Source organism: Lysinibacillus telephonicus, from assembly GCF_039654155.1.
GTDB lineage: Bacteria > Bacillota > Bacilli > Bacillales_A > Planococcaceae > Ureibacillus > Ureibacillus telephonicus.
The window spans coordinates 3,458,520-3,479,107 of sequence record NZ_CP155468.1 but is presented as its reverse complement, the minus strand read 5'-3'; the positions used below and the strand labels follow the sequence as shown (position 1 = coordinate 3,479,107).

Annotated in this window: 22 protein-coding genes, 1 tRNA gene, 2 pseudogenes and 1 riboswitch; of the genes and pseudogenes, 20 read left to right on the top strand and 5 right to left on the bottom strand. The window is 34.4% G+C overall.

The features are described 5' to 3' along the window. The first annotated feature begins 4 nt into the window (after positions 1-4). Positions 5-1,018, top strand: coding sequence for a GTP-binding protein (locus MKY04_RS16875; RefSeq protein WP_346234795.1), 1,014 nt, complete (start codon positions 5-7; stop codon positions 1,016-1,018). A 505-nt stretch (positions 1,019-1,523) separates the two neighbouring features. On the opposite strand, the gene MKY04_RS16870 is transcribed toward MKY04_RS16875, so the two are convergent. After that, the gene (locus MKY04_RS16870) at positions 1,524-2,288 is read right to left on the bottom strand and encodes an IclR family transcriptional regulator (protein WP_126294724.1); all 765 of its coding nucleotides are present in this window, start codon (positions 2,286-2,288) and stop codon (positions 1,524-1,526) included. Between the two features lie 242 nt (positions 2,289-2,530). Here MKY04_RS16870 and kduI point away from each other — a divergent pair, with 242 nt between their 5' ends. The 14 genes from kduI to MKY04_RS16800 all read left to right on the top strand — a co-directional run bounded on the left by kduI (position 2,531) and on the right by MKY04_RS16800 (position 13,526). After that, complete coding sequence (gene kduI, locus MKY04_RS16865) at positions 2,531-3,361, top strand: 5-dehydro-4-deoxy-D-glucuronate isomerase (RefSeq protein WP_126294723.1); 831 nt, start codon at positions 2,531-2,533, stop codon at positions 3,359-3,361. A 19-nt stretch (positions 3,362-3,380) separates the two neighbouring features. After that, positions 3,381-4,337: a C-terminal binding protein gene (locus tag MKY04_RS16860; protein ID WP_126294722.1), complete on the top strand. Its 957-nt coding sequence runs from the start codon at positions 3,381-3,383 to the stop codon at positions 4,335-4,337. Positions 4,338-4,364: 27 nt separating this feature from the next. Continuing rightward, the gene (locus MKY04_RS16855) at positions 4,365-5,402 is read left to right on the top strand and encodes a TRAP transporter substrate-binding protein (RefSeq protein ID WP_126294721.1); all 1,038 of its coding nucleotides are present in this window, start codon (positions 4,365-4,367) and stop codon (positions 5,400-5,402) included. Between the two features lie 18 nt (positions 5,403-5,420). After that, entirely contained in the window at positions 5,421-5,906 is a 486-nt protein-coding gene (locus MKY04_RS16850) for a TRAP transporter small permease (protein ID WP_346234794.1), read from the top strand. Positions 5,907-5,934: 28 nt separating this feature from the next. Beyond that, positions 5,935-7,239 (top strand): TRAP transporter large permease, encoded by a 1,305-nt coding sequence (locus tag MKY04_RS16845; RefSeq protein WP_221766332.1) that lies wholly within the window; start codon positions 5,935-5,937, stop codon positions 7,237-7,239. A 92-nt stretch (positions 7,240-7,331) separates the two neighbouring features. After that, positions 7,332-8,333, top strand: a complete 1,002-nt coding sequence (locus MKY04_RS16840; protein WP_126294718.1) for a zinc-dependent alcohol dehydrogenase — start codon at positions 7,332-7,334, stop codon at positions 8,331-8,333. Positions 8,334-8,343: 10 nt separating this feature from the next. Continuing rightward, complete coding sequence (gene kduD / locus MKY04_RS16835; RefSeq protein ID WP_126294717.1) at positions 8,344-9,099, top strand: 2-dehydro-3-deoxy-D-gluconate 5-dehydrogenase KduD; 756 nt, start codon at positions 8,344-8,346, stop codon at positions 9,097-9,099. 55 nt (positions 9,100-9,154) lie between these two features. Beyond that, positions 9,155-9,919: a 2-dehydro-3-deoxy-D-gluconate 5-dehydrogenase KduD gene (kduD, locus tag MKY04_RS16830; RefSeq protein ID WP_126294716.1), complete on the top strand. Its 765-nt coding sequence runs from the start codon at positions 9,155-9,157 to the stop codon at positions 9,917-9,919. A gap of 23 nt (positions 9,920-9,942) precedes the next feature. Continuing rightward, positions 9,943-10,890 carry a sugar kinase gene (locus MKY04_RS16825; protein ID WP_346234793.1) on the top strand — a complete coding sequence of 316 codons (948 nt, stop codon included), beginning with the start codon at positions 9,943-9,945 and terminating at the stop codon, positions 10,888-10,890. A 10-nt stretch (positions 10,891-10,900) separates the two neighbouring features. After that, on the top strand, positions 10,901-11,521 hold the full coding sequence (locus MKY04_RS16820) for a bifunctional 4-hydroxy-2-oxoglutarate aldolase/2-dehydro-3-deoxy-phosphogluconate aldolase (protein ID WP_185807741.1): 621 nt from the start codon (positions 10,901-10,903) through the stop codon (positions 11,519-11,521). Between the two features lie 205 nt (positions 11,522-11,726). After that, entirely contained in the window at positions 11,727-11,900 is a 174-nt protein-coding gene (locus MKY04_RS16815) for a hypothetical protein (RefSeq protein WP_185807740.1), read from the top strand. A 260-nt stretch (positions 11,901-12,160) separates the two neighbouring features. After that, a complete protein-coding gene (locus MKY04_RS16810; protein ID WP_346234792.1) occupies positions 12,161-12,595 on the top strand; it encodes an SRPBCC domain-containing protein in 435 nt (144 codons plus the stop codon). A gap of 4 nt (positions 12,596-12,599) precedes the next feature. Beyond that, entirely contained in the window at positions 12,600-13,037 is a 438-nt protein-coding gene (locus MKY04_RS16805) for an SRPBCC family protein (RefSeq protein WP_346234791.1), read from the top strand. Positions 13,038-13,178: 141 nt separating this feature from the next. Next, on the top strand, positions 13,179-13,526 hold the full coding sequence (locus tag MKY04_RS16800) for a DUF4181 domain-containing protein (protein ID WP_346234790.1): 348 nt from the start codon (positions 13,179-13,181) through the stop codon (positions 13,524-13,526). Between the two features lie 218 nt (positions 13,527-13,744). Here MKY04_RS16800 and MKY04_RS16795 read toward each other — a convergent pair whose 3' ends face one another. Further along, a complete protein-coding gene (locus tag MKY04_RS16795; protein ID WP_185807739.1) occupies positions 13,745-13,921 on the bottom strand; it encodes a hypothetical protein in 177 nt (58 codons plus the stop codon). A gap of 737 nt (positions 13,922-14,658) precedes the next feature. Here MKY04_RS16795 and MKY04_RS16790 point away from each other — a divergent pair. From MKY04_RS16790 to MKY04_RS16780, 3 genes are all read left to right on the top strand, one after another. Next, positions 14,659-15,441 (top strand): TerC family protein, encoded by a 783-nt coding sequence (locus MKY04_RS16790; protein ID WP_346234789.1) that lies wholly within the window; start codon positions 14,659-14,661, stop codon positions 15,439-15,441. Positions 15,442-16,344: 903 nt separating this feature from the next. After that, a tRNA-Asn gene (locus MKY04_RS16785) sits at positions 16,345-16,416 on the top strand. 317 nt (positions 16,417-16,733) lie between these two features. Further along, complete coding sequence (locus tag MKY04_RS16780) at positions 16,734-17,417, top strand: TraR/DksA C4-type zinc finger protein (protein WP_126294742.1); 684 nt, start codon at positions 16,734-16,736, stop codon at positions 17,415-17,417. A gap of 210 nt (positions 17,418-17,627) precedes the next feature. Here MKY04_RS16780 and MKY04_RS22295 read toward each other — a convergent pair. From MKY04_RS22295 to MKY04_RS16770, 3 genes and pseudogenes are all read right to left on the bottom strand, one after another. Next, positions 17,628-17,776 (bottom strand): annotated as a pseudogene (locus tag MKY04_RS22295) (transposase); the annotation flags it as partial. Between the two features lie 18 nt (positions 17,777-17,794). After that, positions 17,795-18,136, bottom strand: a pseudogene (locus MKY04_RS16775) (transposase); the annotation flags it as partial. A 430-nt stretch (positions 18,137-18,566) separates the two neighbouring features. Continuing rightward, positions 18,567-19,079 (bottom strand): cysteine hydrolase family protein, encoded by a 513-nt coding sequence (locus MKY04_RS16770; protein ID WP_126294708.1) that lies wholly within the window; start codon positions 19,077-19,079, stop codon positions 18,567-18,569. A gap of 267 nt (positions 19,080-19,346) precedes the next feature. Here MKY04_RS16770 and MKY04_RS16765 point away from each other — a divergent pair, with 267 nt between their 5' ends. Further along, positions 19,347-19,685 carry a hypothetical protein gene (locus MKY04_RS16765; protein ID WP_346234788.1) on the top strand — a complete coding sequence of 113 codons (339 nt, stop codon included), beginning with the start codon at positions 19,347-19,349 and terminating at the stop codon, positions 19,683-19,685. 85 nt (positions 19,686-19,770) lie between these two features. After that, positions 19,771-19,859: riboswitch (TPP riboswitch) on the top strand. A 103-nt stretch (positions 19,860-19,962) separates the two neighbouring features. Continuing rightward, positions 19,963-20,442 carry an energy coupling factor transporter S component ThiW gene (gene thiW, locus MKY04_RS16760; protein ID WP_126294705.1) on the top strand — a complete coding sequence of 160 codons (480 nt, stop codon included), beginning with the start codon at positions 19,963-19,965 and terminating at the stop codon, positions 20,440-20,442. The last annotated feature ends 146 nt before the right edge of the window (positions 20,443-20,588 follow it).

Below are 20,588 nucleotides of genomic sequence, written 5' to 3'. Positions count from 1 at the left end.
AACAATGAGTGAGTATAATGGAAAAAAACCTGTAACTGTTATAACAGGTTGCTTAGGAAGTGGGAAGACAACTTTAATTCAAAAAATATTATCTAACAAAGAATCTAAAGAAGATTATGCGGTTATTGTAAATGAGTTTGGACAAGTCGGATTGGATCATCACTTAATAAAGCGAGTAGAAGAGAGAACTGTTTTATTGAATGGTGGTTGTATTTGCTGTAATTCTCGTGAAGATTTAGAGGAAGAGTTGAAAGATTTATTATATGCTGATGAAAGTGGTAAAGAAACTTTTGATCGAGTGATTATTGAGACTACAGGTTTAGCCGACCCAGCCCCGATTCTATTTACAATAATGTCAAACCCATTATTGCAAAACCGCTATGTTGTAGATTGTGTAATTACTACAATAGATGCGAAGAATGGAAAAATACATTTAAAAAACAATCCAGAAATTTATAAACAACTTTCAGTTGCTGATAAAGTTATTGTAACGAAAATAGATATTGCATCTGAAAAAGAAATAAATGAATTAGTTGCTAATGTAAAAGGAATTAATCCAACTTGTGAAATTATTTATTCTAAAAATGGAGATGTTAATCCAGATATCGTTAAATTAAACAAATCATCTATTGGCATTTCTAATATAAATGTAAATGAAACTTCTAATACAAATCATTATTCAAACGATATTCAATCCATCTCTTTTACTTTCTCGAAACCATTAAATTGGGTAGCTTTTGGATTATGGTTAAGTATGTTGCTTCATGCGGAAGGTGAGTCTGTTTTACGTGTTAAAGGATTATTGGATGTAGGAGAAGAAGGTCCAATTGTTTTGAATGGAGTTCAGCATATAATTCATCCTCCTCAACACTTAGATAGTTGGCCTATGGGAGAGGATGTTTCACATATTATTTTTATTTTACGTGGAATTAGTATGGAAACACTAAGTGAATCCCTTTTTACCTTTCAAAAATTCTTGGATACAGAAGTATCAGTTTTAGAATATTTAAAAGTATAAAGATATATTGGAATCTGATTTGATAAAAACGAGAGTTGCCTAGCTGATAGGGTTTTGGCTTACTCTTGTTATTAATTGGCATCCGCATAAAAAATCCCATGCGCGTAAAAACAGCAGTAAACCGCGTAAAAAGTAATCAAACTCGCGTAAAAGAAAAACGCAACCGCGTAAATAGAGCAAGAAATCGCGTAAAAAATGCAAAGCGCGTAAAAACAACAGCAAACCGCGTAAAAAGTAATCAAATTCGCGTAAAACAAAACAAAATCACGTAAATAAAACGAGAAACCGCGTAAAAAATCCAAAGCGCGTAAAAACAGCAGTAAACCGCGTAAAAAGAAATCAAACTCGCGTAAAAGAAAAACGCAACCGCGTAAATAATCAAAAAAAACGCGTAAAAGCCCACGCGCGTAAAAACAACAGCATACAGAGCAAAAAAATAACCTAACTGCTCCTAACCACATATAAGGAGCAGTTTTTCAATTTCTAAGCTCTTTATTTATTTTCATTAGTATTGCACATACCCTAGTTGAAAAGAGATAGCTCGGGAGGCATCTAATATTTTTTCAGCTAATTCCTTATCAATTCTCTCCATTGTCACTCGTGTACTAGGCCCGGAAATACTGAAGCTTGCAATAATTTTTCCGGAAAAATCATAAATAGGAGCAGCAATGCATCGAATGCCTTCTTCATTCTCAATATTATCAAGTGCATATCCGGATTTTCGAATAGCACTAATTTCTTGAAGTAAATCATCGGGTGTTAAAATAGTATAATCTGTTCGTTTAGTAAATTGTATTCTTGAAATCACTTCGCGTAAAGCTTCGTCATCTTTTCCTGATAACAGCATTTTCCCAACACCAGTGCAGTACATTGGAGCGCGGCTGCCTATACGAGAATACATTCGTATTGTTTGGTTGCTTTCAATTTTATCGATATATACTACCTCTTCATTTTCTTCCACACATAAGTGCACCGTTTCATTAATCTCATTAGCTAACTTTTCTAAGAAAGGCTTAGCAGCAGGGATTAAACTTGAATTACTCAAAATATTACGCGTTAAATATAATGCTCGATAACTTATGTAATATCGATCAGTCTCCATATCTTTCTTTACATATTGCAACTCAATTAGTGTCGCGAGTAATCGATGAACGGTACTTTTTGATAATCCAGTTTCAGATGCCAATTTTGTAATTTGCATACCATTTGGATGCTCAGATAAATGTTCTAATATGATAAAAGCACGTTCAATAGATTGTACGGTTGCCATTCTATTTCTCCACCATTTCTAATATTTTCGTAATCCTTAACAATCATATTCGAAATTCTATAGATTTGTAAATGAAATGTCAAAACGTTAATAATGATTGTCGAAATTTGCGGAAAAATCATTTTTTTCTTGTAATTGATAATTTTTGTGCATATAATGTTTATAAAACGGAACAAGGTTCTACTATGTGGAACGTTTTTTGTTTCTGATAACGCTTTCTTTTAAACCAAGGGGGAGAAATTATGAAAATTGTTTATGCACATCACCCTGAAGATGTGAAACATTACACAACTGAGAAATTACGAGAAGAATTTTTAATGGAAAAAGTATTTGTTGAAAATGCTGCGACATTGCATTATAGCCATGTGGATCGAATTATTTACGGGGGAATTTACCCAATCGATCAAAAGGTTACTTTAGATGCAGGCAAGGAACTAGCCGCAAAGTATTTTTTAGAACGCCGTGAAATGGGTGTTATTAATATCGGTGGTCCAGGACGAATTCTCTGTGACGATGAGCTCTTTGAAATTGGACATAAAGAGGCACTATACATTGGAAAAGGTACAGAAAATTTATATTTCGAATCGATTGATTCTAGTAATCCAGCAAAATTTTATATAAATTGCTGCCCAGCCCATGCCAAATATCCAACATTAAAAATCGACCAGGAAAAAGCTATTAAGCGTCCTATGGGAACTGACAGCAATATGAATAAACGAGTGATTAACCAGTACATTCATCCTGATGTATTAGAAACTTGTCAATTAAGCATGGGAATGACTGTTTTAGAAGAGGGCAGTGGCTGGAACACAATGCCTTGCCATACTCACGAACGACGTATGGAAGTATATTTCTATTTTGATATGGAAGAAGACACGCGAGTGTTTCATTTAATGGGTCAGCCAAACGAAACTCGACATATTGTGATAGCAAATGAACAAGCTGTTTTATCACCTAGCTGGTCGATTCACTCCGGCATCGGTACAAAAAATTATACGTTCATTTGGGGAATGTGCGGAGAAAACTTAGATTTTGATGATATGGACCATGTTGAAATGAAGGATTTGAAATAAACACAAAAGGTGATGACTTATGAAAGTTATTATTTCTGATTGTGATCATGCAGATATTCAAATAGAACAAGATATTTTTAATAGAAATAATATTTTATATGAGCTGCAGCAAAATCAAACAGAAGACGATTTAATTCAAAATTGCAGTGAAGCAACTGTCATTATTAATCAGTACGCACCGTTTACTGAAAAGGTGCTCTCACAATTGCCTAATTTAAAATTAATCGTTCGCTACGGTGTAGGAGTTAACAATATTGATTTGACGGCGGCAACAAAATATGGAGTTCAAGTTTGCAATGTTCCTGACTATGGTACACATGAAGTTGCAGATCATGCTTTAGCATTAATGCTAGCGCTTACAAGAAAAATAACGAAAATGAATCGCTTAGTAAAAGATGGTGTATGGGACTATCAAGAGAGTATTCCCATCTATCGTCATAGCGAGCAAATCGTAGGTATTGTAGGTGTTGGGCGAATAGGTTCCGTGTTTGCAAAGAAAGTACATGCACTAGGATGTAAAGTAATTGCCTACGATATTTCGGAACAGCAAAAAAGACATGATTCTAGCTTATCGTTTATTGAATTCGTAGAGTTTGAGGAACTTATTAAGCAAGCTGATATTATTTCCATACACTGTCCATCAGATAATGCTATGAATCTATTTAATGGAAGCGTTTTCGAGAAAATGAAGCCTACAAGTTATTTAATCAATGTGTCAAGAGGTGGCATTGTTGATGAAGATGCCTTATATGAAGCATTAGCTTCCTACAAAATCGCGGGCGCTGCACTAGATGTCTCGGTAAAGGAGCCGATTAATTCAAACTCTCCTCTGCTGTCACTAGAGCAATTTATTTGTACACCGCATATGGCTTGGTATTCAGAACAAGCTGCTCAGGAATTAAAGAGAAAAGTTGCAGAAGAAGCAGTGAGATATGTGAAGAATGAGAAACTTCACTATCCTGTTAATAAAATTTAACTAAAACTCATATTGGAGGGGACCAAGATGAAAAAATCATACAAACAATTAATATTTTTAGGGGTTATGGCACTTGTTTTATCTATTTTAGCTGCTTGTGGCGGCGATGAAGGAGCAACTACTACTGAGGCGGAAGGAACTTCAAATGGTGAAGCTCAAGTATTAAAAGTTGCATTTAACCAACCGGAAAACCATCCGCAATATAAAGCGATGCAAGAGTTTGGCGAAAAATTAAAAGAACGTACAAATGGAGCATATGAAATCGAAATTTTTCCTAATGAATTGCTAGGTGCACAACGTGAAACGATTGAATTAGTACAAACAGGAACAATTGCAATGTCAATTGTTGCAGGTAGTTTACTAGAAAACTTCAATGAGGATTTTGCTGTATTTAATTTGCCATATGTATTTGAATCGGCTGAACATCAAATGTCAGTTTTAAATAATCAAGAGGTGGTAGGAGATTTATATTCTTCACTAAAAGATCAAGGAATATTTGTTGCTGGTGCATTCCATTCAGGAGTACGCAATGTATACAACAGTGAGAAACCAATTAATACACCAGAAGATTTAAATGGTTTAAAAATTCGTATTATCGAATCTGATACAAATATTAAAATGATGGAACAAATGGGTGGTACAGGTACACCAATGGGGCAAGGTGAAGTATATACTGCAATACAATCAGGCGTAATTGATGGTGGGGAAAATAATGAACTAATTTATGCAAACCTTAAACATGCTGAAATCGCACCTTACTATTCATATACAAAACATTTAATGTTCCCAGACTACCTACTTATTAATTCTCAATTATTTGATGGTATGAGTGAAGAACATCAACAAATTTTTAAAGAAGAATTGTTAGCGGCAATTGACCGTGAAGTTGAAATGTGGGATGAAGATGTTCAAAAAGCAATTGCAGATGCAGAGGCTGCAGGAGCAAAATTCAACGAAGTTGATGTAGAGTTATTCCGTAAAGCGACAGAATCAATTGTTCAAGAGAAGTTAACAACTGACAATGCAAAAGCGTTATATGAAAAAGTTCGTGAAGCAGCTAAATAGTAGTGGTGGTGATTTCATATGGAAACAACAAAAAAAGTGCTTGATAAAATTTTATCATCTATATGCGTCGTATTATTCGGCGCATTAGTTCTTCTTGTTACGTGGCAGGTTTTCACACGTTTTGTATTAAACAATCCAAGTGCTTTTTCAGAAGAATTAGCAAAATATTGTTTTGTATGGTTAGTACTATTTGGTACAGCATTTGTATTCGGAGAAAATGGACATATGCGCATTGAATTTATCCAAGATGCATTACCAGTAAAAATTAAAATGGTTGTTCAAATATTTATAGAAATAAGTATTATTTTCTTCTCCGCTCTTGTTTTACTATCTGGTGGTTTAACTATAACAAAATTGGCATGGGAGCAACTGTCTGCGGCACTGCAAATACCAGTCGGTTACTTATATGCAGTTATGCCGGTAAGTGGAATATTTATTATTTTCTATTGTATTTACAATATTTACACTATTTTGAAAAATAAAAAGCCATTGGAAGTTGTGTAATTACAAGAGAGGGGCAGTATAAACGATGATGTCTGCAGGGGTAGCAGCTTTAATTTTATTTGCAGGGGTAGCATTTTTTCTAATAATTGGTGCACCAATTAGTATTAGTGTTGGAATTGCGTCTATGCTGGCTATGTTTTCTATATTAGATCCGGCAAATGCTCTTCAAACTTCAGCACAGCGAATGTTTACAGGAATAAATTCATTTACGTTGCTAGCAATTCCTTTCTTTATTTTAGCAGGGGTTATTATGAATAACGGTGGAATTGCGATGCGTCTAGTAAATTTAGCTAAAGTTTTAACCGGTCGAATGCCAGGGTCATTAGCCCAAACAAATACTTTGGCCAATATGATGTTTGGTTCAATATCTGGTTCTGCTGTTGCTGCTGCTGCAGCGGTTGGCTCAACAATGGCACCAATGCAAGAAAAAGAAGGATACGATCGTTCTTTTAGTGCAGCAGTTAATATTGCATCGGCACCAACAGGTATGTTAATTCCACCGAGTAATACTCTAATCGTATTTTCTTTAGTAAGTGGTGGAACTTCAATTGCGGCATTATTTATGGCAGGATATGTCCCAGGTATTTTATGGGGAATAGCATGTATGATTGCTGCTTATGTAATAGCAAAGAAAAAAGGTTATAAAGGAAATGAAAGAGTTCCATTTAATGTAGCATTAAAAGTATTTATCGATGCCATCCCAAGTTTGTTGCTGATCATAATAGTAATTGGGGGTATTATTGGCGGTGTATTTACTGCAACAGAAGGTTCAGCAATTGCAGTAGTTTATTCATTGTTACTATCATTCTTTTATAAAACTATAAAATTAAAAGAATTGCCTAGAATTTTGATGGAGTCAACGCGTACAACAGCGATTGTTATTTTCTTAATTGGTGTTTCTACAATTATGTCGTGGGTAATGTCTTTTACTGGTATACCTAAGTTAATTGCCGATACCCTATTAGGCTTTACGGATAATATGATCGTTATTTTAATAATTATGAATATTGTTCTTTTAATCGTTGGTACTTTTATGGATCCAACACCAGCTATTTTAATTTTCACTCCGATTTTCTTACCAATCGTTACGCAGTTTGGTATGGATCCAGTACATTTCGGAATTATGGTTGTTTTCAACTTAAGTATTGGTACAATAACTCCTCCAGTAGGACCAGTGCTATTTATCGGAGCGCGTATAGCGAAATTGAAAATCGAACAAGTAATTCGTCCATTAATACCGTTCTTTGCAGTAACGGTCGGCGTACTTTTATTAGTAACATATATCCCGGAACTTTCACTATGGTTACCAAAGTTATTTGGCCTTATTAAATAACAATGTAATAGGCGCCCGAAGGTATAAGTGGTACTTTTGGTCGCCTTTCTATATCATGTAAGGCAATTTTATAAAGAGAGGGACGAAAAAGCATGAAAGCTATTGTTTATACAGCACCTAATAAAGTGGAGTGTAGAGAAGAAAATAAACCGAATGTGCCTAAAGGGTATGTTTTATTAAAAAACGCATATGCAGGAATTTGTGGAACGGATTTAAATATATTTGCAGGCACACATCCTCGAGCAAAAGCACCACTTATTTTAGGACATGAATTTTCGGCAACGATTGAAAGTGAACACCCTAAATACCCGATTGGAACAAAAGTAACGGTTAACCCTTTAATTAGCTGTGGCTCCTGCATTCCATGCACCACTGGACAATCTCATGTTTGCAATGATTTGAAATTAGTTGGTATTGATGTAGATGGTGGAATGGCAGAATATGTAGCGGTAGAAGAGGATAAAGTCATCCCATTGCCAGAAAATCTATCATTAGAGCTAGGCGCACTCTCAGAGCCTATAGCAGTAGCAGTACATGCCGTTAGGACAGCGAAGTTTTTAGTCGGAGATCGTGCGGTTGTTTACGGTGCCGGAACGATTGGCTTATGTGTGGCTTTAACACTACGAGCATATGGAGCATCAGAGGTAATCATTATTGAAGCGAATGAGCTTCGCCAACAAAAGGCTAAAGAATTAGGGTTTAAAACATTTAACTCTTTGAAAGATGATGTTATTAAAGAGTTAGCTAGTATTACAAATAATGCGGGAATTGATTATGTATTTGACTGTGCAGGTCATCCAGCGGTAATAAAGCAAGTAACAGAAATAGTAAAAGTACAAGGGACAATTGTTATTGTTGCAGCATATAAGAAGCCAACAGAAATGAATTTAATTCAAGGCATGTTTAAAGAGTTATCTATTCAATTTGTTCGGGTTTATACAAAACGAGATATTGAATTAGCGCTAAATTTATTGACGGAGGTTCCACAGTTCTCAGAAATTATTACACATGTTTTAAGTCCAGAACAAGCAATGGAAGGCTTCGAATTATTAACAACACCAACGAATGCTATTAAAGTATTATACGCATTTTAGGAGGAGACCGATGCACCGATTATTTGATTTGACTGGTAAAAATGCTGTGGTTACAGGCGGCAGCCGCGGATTAGGAAAGGAAATCGCACTAGGCTTAGCTGAGGCAGGAGCCAATGTAGCAATAATTTCAAGAGCGGAAAGTCCGGAAGTTGTAAAAGAGTTAGAGAAATTTGGTGTGAAAGCTGTTTCGATTGCTTTTGATATTAGTAATATTCAATTGCATAAAGAGCTTCTAAATATAATAGAAGAAAAGCTGGGGAAAATTGATATTTTAGTAAACAACGCGGGTGTTCAAAAAAGACATCCAGCAGTAGAGTTCCCTCAAGATGATTGGCAACATGTGATGAATGTAAATGCTAACGCTGTATTTAGCTTATGCCAAGTTTTTGGCAAGCCAATGTTAGAACGAGGGCAAGGAAAAATTATTAATGTAGCTTCTTTGTTATCATTCCAAGGTGGTATTACAGTTCCAGCCTATGCTGCAAGTAAAGGTGCTGTTATGCAATTCACAAAATCTTTAGCAAATGAATGGGCATCTAAAGGTGTCAATGTAAATTGTGTAGCACCTGGTTATATGGCAACAGATATGAATGAAGCGCTTATTAATGATGAGGTGAGAAGCCGCCAAATATTAGAACGCATCCCCGCTGGACGTTGGGGTACAGGGCAGGATATGCAAGGTGCTGTCATCTTTTTAGCATCCAGTGCTTCAGATTATATTAATGGTTTTACAATTGCAATCGATGGCGGCTGGTTAGGAAGATAACAACATATACTTAGGAATTTAGAGCTTCTATTAAGTAGAAAAGGAGAGAAGATATATGAGTTTTCATTTAGATTATTTTTCTTTAAAAGGAAAAACTGCATTAGTTACAGGAGCACGTACAGGGATTGGGCAAGCTATTTCGGTGGGGCTTGCAGCTGCTGGAGCACACCTAATTTTAGTTGGCCACCAAGATAATATGCAAGAAACACAAAATAAAATTACTGAATTGCAAGGCACTTATGAAACATTTTTAATTGATCTAAGCGATGTAGAAAATTTAAAATCAAATCTTCAGCCAATTTTAGATAAATATAAAATTGATATTTTAGTAAACAATGCAGGTATCATTTATCGTGAACCAGCTGCTGCACATGATGTACAACAATGGAATCGTGTGTTGGATGTGAATATTAATTCAGTATTTACCCTTTGTCAAACAATTGGTAATCAAATGATTGCTAATAAGTCGGGGAAAATTATTAATATTGCGTCGTTGTTGTCATTCCAAGGAGGCATTAATGTACCGAGCTACACAGCAAGTAAACATGCTGTTGCAGGATTGACAAAAGCATTGGCAAACGAATGGGCATCGCATAATATCCAAGTAAATGCAATTGCACCTGGTTATATTTCTACTAATAACACTGAGGCGCTTCGTAATGATGAAGAACGAAGTAAATCTATTTTAGAACGTATTCCAGCAGGACGTTGGGGTCAGGCTGATGATTTAGCAGGAACGGCAGTATTTTTAGCATCCCGTGCCTCAGATTATGTATCTGGTCATGTTTTAGTTGTAGACGGAGGCTGGATGGGACGTTAAATCAAGTTGAGTGAGGTAATGAAATGGATATTATTACAATTGGAGACGGCATGATTACATTTGATCCATCTGAAAAAGGTCCATTGCGCTATGTGAGTGAATTTAAGCGTAAAATTGGCGGGGCCGAATTGAATGTAATAATAGGCTGTGCACGTTTAGGATTAAAAGCAGGATGGATTAGCCGACTAGGAAAAGATGAATTTGGGAGACATATTATTAATACTGTCCGTGGTGAAGGAATAGATGTTTCGGAAGTTAAACTAATTGAGGGCTACCCAACATCCTTAAATTTTAAAGAAGTACATGCTTCTGGAGATAGTAAAACATTCTATTACCGCCATAAGTCGCCAACAGAAACATTTAAAATTGATGAGTTGCCAATTGATTATATTAAAAAGACGAAAATTTTACATGTCACAGGAGTATTTCCTGCAATATTAGAGCAAAATCGCCAAATAATTTTAGAAGCGGTAAAAGTAGCGAAACAGCATGGAGTAAAAGTATCTTTAGATCCGAATATTCGTTTAAAGCTTTGGTCAAAAGAACAAGCGCGGGAAACGTTGTTATCCTATTTGCCCTATATTGATTTTTTATTAACAGGCCGTGAAGAGTTAGAAATTTTATTCGGGACGGCAAATGAAGAAGAAATAATTCTAGCGCTCCAAAACTATGATGTTGAGCATGTAATTGTAAAGGATGGAGCGTCCGGAGCGTCCTATTTAGAGAATAGTAGATTTATACAAGTACCAGGGTTTAAAGTCAATAAGGTTGTCGATACAGTAGGAGCTGGTGATGGATTTGATGCAGCTTTTCTATACGGCATTATCCAAAATTGGTCTGTAGAAAAATCTATTCATTTAGCAAATGCTGTTGGAGCAATGGTTGTTCAAGTTGAAGGAGATAATGAAGGGTTACCTTATTTAGAAGATGTTGAAGTATTTTTAGGAACACGCGAAAATATCGAACGATAGGAAGATGGCCGTGTATAGTAAATTACAAGGTATTCAGTTAATACCAGTTTTGCGAAAGATACCGTATGAGCTTTGCCAAGAACTAGTGAAAGCGTTGAAGGATGGTGGAATAAAAGCCGTAGAAATTACAATGGATTCTGAAAACGCTGTTGAAATGATTCGTGAAGTGAAGCAACAAAATGACGGTACTTTAGTAGTTGGTGCAGGAACAGTCTTAACAGTGGAAGATTGTGAAAAAGCTATTGATGCAGGTGCAGAATTTATCGTTTCCCCATCATTAAATTTGGATGTAGTCAACAAATGTCTTGAAAAGAATATTCCAGTTATTCCAGGTGTATTTACACCAACTGAAATGCAAACTGCATATAGTGCAGGAGCAAAAATAATAAAGCTTTTCCCAGCCTCTTCTCTAGGAACCAAGTTCATTAAAGATGTAAAGGGACCATTATCGCATATTCAAATTATGACAACTGGTGGTATTAATCTCGAAACAGCATCATCATATATAGATGCAGGAGCACAAATTGTCGGAGCTGGCAGTGATCTTATAAAAAAAGAATGGCTCCAATCAAAAAATTGGGAAGCAATTACGAACGAAGCGATTGCATGGAATAGAAGTTTGCATAAATAAATGTATATGAAGTTTAAACTTGAGAATTAAAAAAACTAGTTTTGATGCCCCCTATATGAAGCCCTTTAGAACAATTTTGTTCAAAAAGGGCTTCTTTTTTCGATTGTCATTTTGAATTTATAAAAATATGTTTACTAATATACCAAAATGATAAATTTTAGTATGATTATCCAAATCCTCTTTTGAAAATGAAAGGGTCGTTAAAATGAATTTAAGGTTAAAAGTATATTTAGGATGTATAATATTAATTCCTTTTTTAATAACTGCCATGATTCGAGGTTTAGCATTAGTGCCTGAAGAAATGCAAGTAATAGTTTATTTTCTAGCATTTATTGCTACTCATCTAGTAGTAAGTAAAATACAGGAACTAATGCACTAACAAATATTTTTAGAAAAAGGTCGTTGTCTCAAATGAGATAGCGTCTTTTTATTGTTGGAATGTGAAAATCGCTGTTTGGGAATTATATAAGTATAGTTGAATGATTATGCTTCATCATCCTATTGCTTTTAGGTTACACAATTACTAAACGCGATACCTTTTCAAGAAATGTAAAACAACTGGGCAGGGAAATAGATGCAGTCGGCAGGCTCTCTATAAATTTATGTTCAACAGTGGAACAAAAAGGAGGGAAAATTAATATGGGTGAATTTCGCATTGAACTAGAGCAATTTATCGATGCATCGCGTGAAGAGATTTTTAAGGCATTAACGAAAAATGTGGGGGATTGGTGGGAGTTTTGTGTCGCTCCTAAAGGGATATCCTCTTTCTTTACATTTGATCCGGTTCCAGGTGGAAAGTTTATTGAAAACTGGGGCGAAAATGAAGGAGCTGTATGGGGCAAAGTTTACTATGTCCACTCTCCTACAGAAATTCGCCTATTTGGTCATCTAGGTATGCAAGGAGCTATAAATAGCGCCTATACTTACCGCCTTCTGGAAAAAGACGGAGGAACACTGCTTCAACTTTCTCACACAGCTTCTGGAGTTATATATGAGCAATGGGAACAAGAGCATTTAGAAGGCTGGGATTATCTTCTTGGCACATTATTAAAAAATTACGTAGAAAAGAGTTAAAAACATGGTGGATGTATTTACTGAAATAACCATTAATAGCCCAATCTCGAAAGTGTCTGAATATGCAGCGAACCCAGATCATGCACCAGAATGGTATGTTAATATTCATTCGGCAGAATGGAAAACGCCGAAACCACTCACTTTAGGATCACAAATTGCGTTTAAAGCAAAGTTTCTTGGACGTGAACTTGCTTATGTCTATGAGATTGTCGAATTCAAGCCAGGAAAGAAATTAGTCATGAAAACTGTAAATGGTCCCTTCCCAATGGAAACTACTTATACCTGGCAGGCTATTGATGATAAAAGAACGCGTATGACATTATCAAATAAAGGCAATCCTACGGGTTTTAATAAACTATTCTCTCCATTCATGACCACCATGATGAGGAAAGCCAATATGAAAGACTTGAAGAAAATAAAAGATATCCTTGAAAAACAATAAATAGCTTACCTTTAGCAGTTCTATTCGTATAGTAATTGGATTGTTTTTATTTTATCAAATTATTAGTACCATATTTTTACTTTTCAGTCCTAGTTTTTAATATAATAAAGGGGGAGAGTTGTAGTTAATTGAAATTCTTAAATGAAGGTATGTTGTCAAATATTCAATATTGAAAAAGAGAAAAAGAAACTATTTTCATATAACCATATAAACGAATTACATAAAAAAGTGGATTGGGGAATTAGAATTTCTTCATCAATAATTTTAATTCTACTAGTTTTTTACTCTATAGAGATTCAGGAATATCCTGCAATACTTTCACTAATTGTACTAGTCATTTTTACTACAATTGATTTTGCAGTAAAGGCATTTTTTGAGTGGAGATATTCAGATAATCCTAAACAATCCATTTTGACTATAAGCGAAATGATAATATGGATAACCGCTATAATTATCGTTATTCAAATCGTAATTCATTATCTTGATTAAAAATTTGTCATTTATTAATGGGAATGATAAAAATTATCAAAAGACTGAAAAGTTATATTAGAATTTTAAGTTGATGAGGTAGAACATGTTCAAATAAAGTCAAGACATGATATTGGATGAACAATAACACGCCCCCCTGAGTAAATCATCCGATATATTTTCTATACCTTTAAAAAGTGTAAGGTCCCTAAAAAGCTCCCTTAATACATGTAATTATTCTACTTCCGAAAAATTATGGAAGTAGCTATTGAAGAAAGGCCAATCACAATAGATAATGGAAGCGCCCTAGCAATTAACGCCTCAGCTACGTAATCTAATTGAAAGACAATAACCAAACTAATTGATGAGATGATAAGTATAGCAAGCAATAACCATTTAGCAATATGTTCAATCATTCTAACCTTCCCCCTACTTTTTATCAATGGAATAATGTTGTATAGATAAGATATCTCTTGAATTAACAGTCATTAGTTAAATCTGTTCCTGCTTAAACATAATCCAAATGTTCTAATTCCAGTAAATAAAATCTTCTAAATACAATTACATTTTTTTACAATATAATATATAAATTATAATTACATATTTTCTTAAAAAGAGGATAGGTATAAATTACCATTTTATAGAAATGAAGTTAAAATCAACATCCGATCAGGTCCAAAATCAATTAAAAATGATACTAAAAAAACTTTATGGGTAAATTTGAATGTGAATTTATCCCTTTTGTAGTCCTAAATGTAATTTTTGATATACTATTGACAAAGGATCATTATTATCATATATTTAAGTTAATATTTGAATAGTTCTCCTAAAGGGGAGTAGCTTTTACAACCAAGTCGTCATTTCGGAAGATTTCTTCTTCCCGGCTTCGTTGGCAATGAACTCATTGTTAGCAAGACCTTTACCTAAATAAGGTAAAGGTCTTTTGTTTTTTTAAAACCTTTACCATGTCTGGTAAAGGTTTTTTGTTTATATAAATCTAAGTCAGATCAATTAGAACATTCAATATGTGAATTTTTTGAAATGGAGATGATAGATGAAGGTAGGATAAATTAATTTTCGTAAGTGTTTTGAATTAAATTTGAGAAATGAAAATGGATTTGTGTATAAAACTATCCTAAGGAGGATTAATACGTTGGATATATCGATTTTAATGGAGTATGGTTGGGTATTATTATTATTAGTTGCTCTTGAGGGATTGCTTGCAGCTGATAACGCACTTGTTTTAGCGATTATGGTGAAGCATCTTCCAGAACAAGATAGGAAAAAAGCACTGTTTTATGGGTTAGCTGGAGCTTTTGTTTTCCGTTTCGCTTCATTATTTATTATTTCCTTCCTTGTCGATGTATGGCAAATTCAAGCAATCGGAGCATTATATCTTCTATTCATTGCTATTAACCATATCGTGAGGAAACTGGTGTTTAAAAAGAAGGAAGAGCAAGAGGAGACAGAAGAAAAAGAGAAGAAACAGTCAGGGTTTTGGGGCACAGTTATAAAAGTTGAGTTAGCTGATATCGCTTTTGCAGTCGACTCTATTCTCGCAGCGGTAGCCCTTGCAATGACACTTCCAAACACAAATCTCCCACAGATTGGCGGAATGGACGGAGGAAAGTTCCTTGTCATCTTTATTGGTGGATTTATAGGTTTAGTCATTATGCGCTTTGCAGCAAACTTGTTTGTTAAATTGCTACAATCGAGACCAGGTCTTGAAATAGCAGCTTTTGCAATTGTTGGATGGGTAGGAGTAAAGCTAGCGGTGTTAACGCTGGGTCACCCTGAAATCGGGGTTATATCCCATGATTTTGCTCACTCTACTGAATGGAAACTAATCTTCTATGCAGTGTTAATCATAATTGCTGCAGTAGGTTGGTTCATGTCGAAAGATAAAAAAGAAGAAGTTCAACAGACAACACTTTAATTTGTTAGGGAACTGCTAAGCCTCATTAGGGAAAAGATAAAAGTGTACATAACTAAAATCAACTTAGTTATGTACATTTTTTATTTGGCTTAATTATCACACTAATTGTTTATAGGATTAAACAGTTTTGTCACCTTAAAAAAAGGCTATTTAGGGCGGGTATACTGATTTTTGGTAGTTTTTTATTAATAAAATTTTCCGATAAGATATTTGTACAGATATATAATTAATTTACAGTAAAGTCGTTTAATTTATAATAAAAAACTCCAGTCATGTTATTCAACAATTGAGCCATACTGCGGAATAAACTACTTTAGCTACAATTGATACCAGAAGCATGAAAAACATACTAACAATTAGACGTAAAGTATTCATCACTCAATCAGTGGAGAAAACAACCTTGGAGTAAATTCGAAGTTAAAAGCATGGAATTGTATACCCATTATTAATTGCCTACCTATAGTAATAAACTTTCAAATTATATTTAATTGTGGAGGTGAAACAACAACAACCAGCGTAACAACCATCAAAAAAATGATGCTGACAACCGTAACAACCGTGAGGAGTTTGCTGAAGATTTGGCTGTAACAACAATGACAACCATAATAACAAGCGGTAATTAAACATATTATAGATTAACGAGAAGTTGTATAATTACGCTTATCTGACGTCAGAATAATTTCGCTTTTTCATAAATTATTCTGGGTTTTTATTATTTTTGATAACTAAAAGAATATCTTAATAATCGAATGGATTGCTCTCCGTAATGAAGTATAAAATCCTCGAGGGAAATATCTGAAAAACAAGGATTTACAGAAACTCTTTAACAAAAAGAATTAATAGTATAAATTGATTTATGTTTGGCAAGTATAATCAAGTAGGAAATAAAGGCCATAACACCTTTCCGAAGTAGCTCAGTGGTAGAGCAATCGGCTGTTAACCGATTGGTCGTAGGTTCGAGTCCTACCTTCGGAGTATAAAATCATTAATTTAAATTCCAAATCTAAACTAACGCTATTCTTGAAAAAGGATGAGCGTTCGTTTTTATTATTACCATTTAACAGCTTTATTTTTTGATATTCAACAATCTGGGACATTTCTTTACAAGGAATGTGTCTTTTTCCGTTTAAGGGTTGATGTTGAAGCAACGCCTTTAAAGATAATTGATTTCTAGTTGAAAGCCTTGAAGATGTTGTGAATTTTATAAATTGTTCTTGTCTTTATTTAAACTTTTCCTTAGACAAATACTCCAATCAAAATTTGTTCATAATAATAAAAAGGACGTGATGACTATTCTAAACGAGAAGAAGATAACAAAGTTAAAAAATATGCTAATTGAGCAAAAATACTCGCTCCAACGAAAAATGGATACAGATGATGAATATTTAGAACGTGGTAGTCTACGGGATTCTGTTGATGAGTTGTCAACAATCGATAATCATCCTGCAGATCTAGGTACCGAATTATACGAACGTGAAAAAGATATGGCGTTAAAAGTCCATGACGATGATGAGTTAGCAAAAGTAAATACTGCCTTACAAAAGATTGAGGATGGAACCTATGGCGTATGTGAAGTTTGTCTTCAAGATATCCCATATGAAAGATTGGTGGCACTGCCCTATACCTCTTTTTGTATTGAACATACGGATGCAAAAGATATACCAACAGATCGACCGGTTGAAGAGCAGGTGATTCTTCCTCCAGTTGACAATTCTTTTTCTGGCCGAGATGACAAGGATGATATTCATGATTATGAAGATACGTTTCAAGTTGTAGCAAAATATGGAACATCCGAAACACCGTCTGATTTTGAAGGGGATTTTGATAATTATGATGAATTATACGAAGACCCGGAAGAAATTGCCGTTAATGACGAATGGGATTCCTACCACATCTCTGAAACAGATGAATTAACACGTCAAGTTTCCATTCGGGAAGTAGAACACGCGAGAAAATTTGATTATTTAGAGGATTAAATGTGGGATTCAAAATGAGTCTAACAAAAACCGTTATTGAAGTAACAGTTACTTTAGCTTAATTAACGGCTCCCATAATCGAGCGTAATTCTTTTAAAAGAGGGCACTGCAAAAAGAAAGAAACTTTAAAAAATACTACAAAAAAGTCTCTAGTAATTTAAATTTTTTATTACCAGAGACTTTTTTGTCATTATTGCCTATAAAAAGCCCTTAGTTGGCTTCCTGTAGTTTTATCATTCTTTTTACATTTACAACAAATGCAGTGAGATACGCTTGCATTTTCATGCCAAATAGACCACGGTATTTTGCCCTGGTCATTCTATGTGCGTTCTTAAGTTCAGCATTTTATGTTCAATTCGTTTATGGGTCCCTTTGCGTTGACCGTAAACAATTGGATTTAGTGGAATATTGGCCTTTATGTTTTCTGTTTGTAGAAAAGATAAGTTATCCTTTGATGAGTATGCTGTATCTGCAAAAACTTCTTTTATAGTCAGATGTTTGTTTCGAGAGTTATTTACTAAAGTCTGTAATTGCCTTCCATCATCTTCATTCCCAGATGTAACAACTAAATCTGTAATAATTTCTTCTTCTGTCATTGTTAAATGTGTTTTATATCCGAAAAAGGATTTTGATATGGACTTACGTCCAAATCGGGCATCTGGATCTATAGCAGATGAAATTCCTTTTTTAGCTAATAGCCTTTCATCAGTAACAATTTGTATATGGAATCGTTTTGGGAGTGCCATTCTTTAAAAAGAATTGTGCTTTTTTTACTAAAAGTTCAAGTTGAAAATACAAGTATAAAATTACACTTATAGTGATTCCTTGGTTAGTAATTAGATTTGAACAAATGGGAGTTAATAATCTTGATGCTATAAAACATAAAGAAATTCCATAAGTTGTTCAACATCGGGCGCTATTGTTGAATAAAACTGAGAGTTTCAAACGACCTTATTGTAACATCTAAGACGTGTTATTCAGCAATTGCACCAAAAATTAAACAATTTTATTTTTACACCGTCCAGAGATGCTGACGGTGTAATGCGTTTTGGGATTTAAAATTAAATAATTTTATCGCGATTACACAATATTACACTTATTTTGCTTGCATAGGATTTCATGTACTACATAAAAAAAGTGATGAATCCTCTAAGATTCATCTTCTATCAATTCTAAAAATCTGTGGTTCCAAATATTCTCATAAAAATCTATTGTCTCTTTGGCAGACATATATGGGTTATTTAAAGTAGAGGTTGCTTTTTGTACCATGAAGTTTTTATATCCTAATCCATGTGCAAATTTAATCGTAGCATCCATGCAGTATTCTGTTTGGGCGCCGCAAAATTCAATATGGTGAACAGCTAATTGGTCTAAAAGATTTTTTAAATTCGTTTTGTAAAAAGAGTTTGCATGAGTTTTTCTTACAAAAAAATCTTGTTCTTGTACATCTAGATGGGCATTAATAGCCCAAAGTTCTCCTTCAGGCACCAAATCTTCATCGCAGTGCTGAACAAAAATGATTGGTTTATGTAATTTTCTATATAAGGCGATTCTATTATTTACTTTAGTAAGTAAAATTTCTAAATCAAATAAATGATCTCCACTGTAACATACGCCATTTTGCAAATCGATAACGATTAAAACATCTGCACAAGTCTCCATAATTTTTACCTCTTTCATTTTGAAATATGTTAATGATTCTAACATTTAAAGATTTACAAAACTACATAAAAATTGAAAATGTAATTGTAGTAAATACGCTTAAATATCGTCCGAAGAACGTGAAAAAACCGCGTAAAAACAACAAAAAACCGCGTAAAAAATATGTGAAACCGCGTAAAAATAACAAAGCACGTAAAAAAGGCAGTAAAAGCGCGTAAATATCGTCCGAAAGCGCGTAAAAACAACAAAAAACCGCGTAAAAAATATGTGAAACCGCGTAAAAATAACAAAGCACGTAAAAAAGCAGTAAAAGCGCTTAAATATCGCTTGAAAGCGCGTAAAAATAACAAAGCACGTAAAAAAGCAGTAAAAGCGCTTAAATATCGCTTGAAAGCGCGTAAAAACAACAAAAAACCGCGTAAAATATATGTGAAACCGCGTAAAAACAACAAAAAACCGCGTAAAAAGTATGTGAAACCGCGTAAAAATAACAAAGCACGTAAAAAAGCAGTAAAAGCGCGTAAATATCGCTCGAAAGCGCGTAAAAACAACAAAAACCCGCGTAAAAAGTATGTGAAACCGCGTAAAAATATAATAGTATCTTAATCCCCCTAACATTGGGAATACTCAATGTTATTACAAATAATGTTGTAAAATTCCTGGGAATTGTTAAGATAAATATAATTAAATAGCTAAACACTAGGGGCGCCAACAGGCTGAGAAGTACCCTTTGAACCTGATTTAGTTAGGACTAACGTAGGGAAGTGTACACGTTTTTTGCCATTTTCCCTATTTACGTTCTGTAAATAGTTTTTTTGTTGAAAGAATTGTGATCCTAATCAGGATAGTGGTTTAGCTTAACAAAAGAAAGAGGGAAAGATGGATGAATAAAACGAAAAGGATTACCTACACAGCAATTATTTCGGCAATAACAACAGCAGCTAGCACAACAATTTATATTCCACTTGGATTTGCTAAAGCATTCCCAATTCAACATTTAGCTAATGTTATTTCAGCTGTATTGCTAGGACCTGCATATGCTGTAATACAAGCCTTTTTAACATCAACATTGCGAAATCTATTAGGGACTGGGAGTTTATTTGCTTATCCAGGCAGCATGATTGGTGCTTTGTTAGCTGGCGTACTATATACGAAAACAAAAAATTTAGAGCTGACAGCAACAGGGGAAGTTATAGGGACGGGTATTTTAGGAGCGATGGCTACTTATCCGATTGGAGTATTATTGTTAGGGCAGGATACAACATTATTTGGCTTACTTCCAGCCTTTATTGCAAGTTCATTTGTAGGGGCTGTCCTTGGCTATGCAGTATTAAAACTATTAGTTCGAAATAAAGTACTATAACAAGTGTAGTGATAAAGCATCATGTAAAAATAGATTCAACCTTATATAATTAAACAGATTGTAAATAATTGGTTAAAAATTTCGATTTGTTATTTGAATTCCCCCCTTATCGGGACATAATAGAATGAGAAATTCGAATTACTCTT

What these genes read in the sequence shown, in the direction of transcription:
- MKY04_RS16870 (WP_126294724.1), bottom strand. Translation starts at nt 2,288, where the DNA reads ATGGCAACCGTACAATCTATTGAACGTGCTTTTATCATATTAGAACAT.
- MKY04_RS16855 (WP_126294721.1), top strand. Translation starts at nt 4,365, where the DNA reads ATGAAAAAATCATACAAACAATTAATATTTTTAGGGGTTATGGCACTT.
- kduD (WP_126294716.1), top strand. Translation starts at nt 9,155, where the DNA reads ATGAGTTTTCATTTAGATTATTTTTCTTTAAAAGGAAAAACTGCATTA.
- MKY04_RS16845 (WP_221766332.1), top strand. Translation starts at nt 5,935, where the DNA reads ATGTCTGCAGGGGTAGCAGCTTTAATTTTATTTGCAGGGGTAGCATTT.
- MKY04_RS16825 (WP_346234793.1), top strand. Translation starts at nt 9,943, where the DNA reads ATGGATATTATTACAATTGGAGACGGCATGATTACATTTGATCCATCT.
- MKY04_RS16770 (WP_126294708.1), bottom strand. Translation starts at nt 19,079, where the DNA reads ATGGAGACTTGTGCAGATGTTTTAATCGTTATCGATTTGCAAAATGGC.
- thiW (WP_126294705.1), top strand. Translation starts at nt 19,963, where the DNA reads ATGAATAAAACGAAAAGGATTACCTACACAGCAATTATTTCGGCAATA.
- MKY04_RS16800 (WP_346234790.1), top strand. Translation starts at nt 13,179, where the DNA reads ATGAAGGTATGTTGTCAAATATTCAATATTGAAAAAGAGAAAAAGAAA.
- MKY04_RS16860 (WP_126294722.1), top strand. Translation starts at nt 3,381, where the DNA reads ATGAAAGTTATTATTTCTGATTGTGATCATGCAGATATTCAAATAGAA.
- MKY04_RS16875 (WP_346234795.1), top strand. Translation starts at nt 5, where the DNA reads ATGAGTGAGTATAATGGAAAAAAACCTGTAACTGTTATAACAGGTTGC.
- kduD (WP_126294717.1), top strand. Translation starts at nt 8,344, where the DNA reads ATGCACCGATTATTTGATTTGACTGGTAAAAATGCTGTGGTTACAGGC.
- kduI (WP_126294723.1), top strand. Translation starts at nt 2,531, where the DNA reads ATGAAAATTGTTTATGCACATCACCCTGAAGATGTGAAACATTACACA.
- MKY04_RS16810 (WP_346234792.1), top strand. Translation starts at nt 12,161, where the DNA reads ATGGGTGAATTTCGCATTGAACTAGAGCAATTTATCGATGCATCGCGT.
- MKY04_RS16850 (WP_346234794.1), top strand. Translation starts at nt 5,421, where the DNA reads ATGGAAACAACAAAAAAAGTGCTTGATAAAATTTTATCATCTATATGC.
- MKY04_RS16795 (WP_185807739.1), bottom strand. Translation starts at nt 13,921, where the DNA reads ATGATTGAACATATTGCTAAATGGTTATTGCTTGCTATACTTATCATC.
- MKY04_RS16840 (WP_126294718.1), top strand. Translation starts at nt 7,332, where the DNA reads ATGAAAGCTATTGTTTATACAGCACCTAATAAAGTGGAGTGTAGAGAA.
- MKY04_RS16805 (WP_346234791.1), top strand. Translation starts at nt 12,600, where the DNA reads ATGGTGGATGTATTTACTGAAATAACCATTAATAGCCCAATCTCGAAA.
- MKY04_RS16815 (WP_185807740.1), top strand. Translation starts at nt 11,727, where the DNA reads ATGAATTTAAGGTTAAAAGTATATTTAGGATGTATAATATTAATTCCT.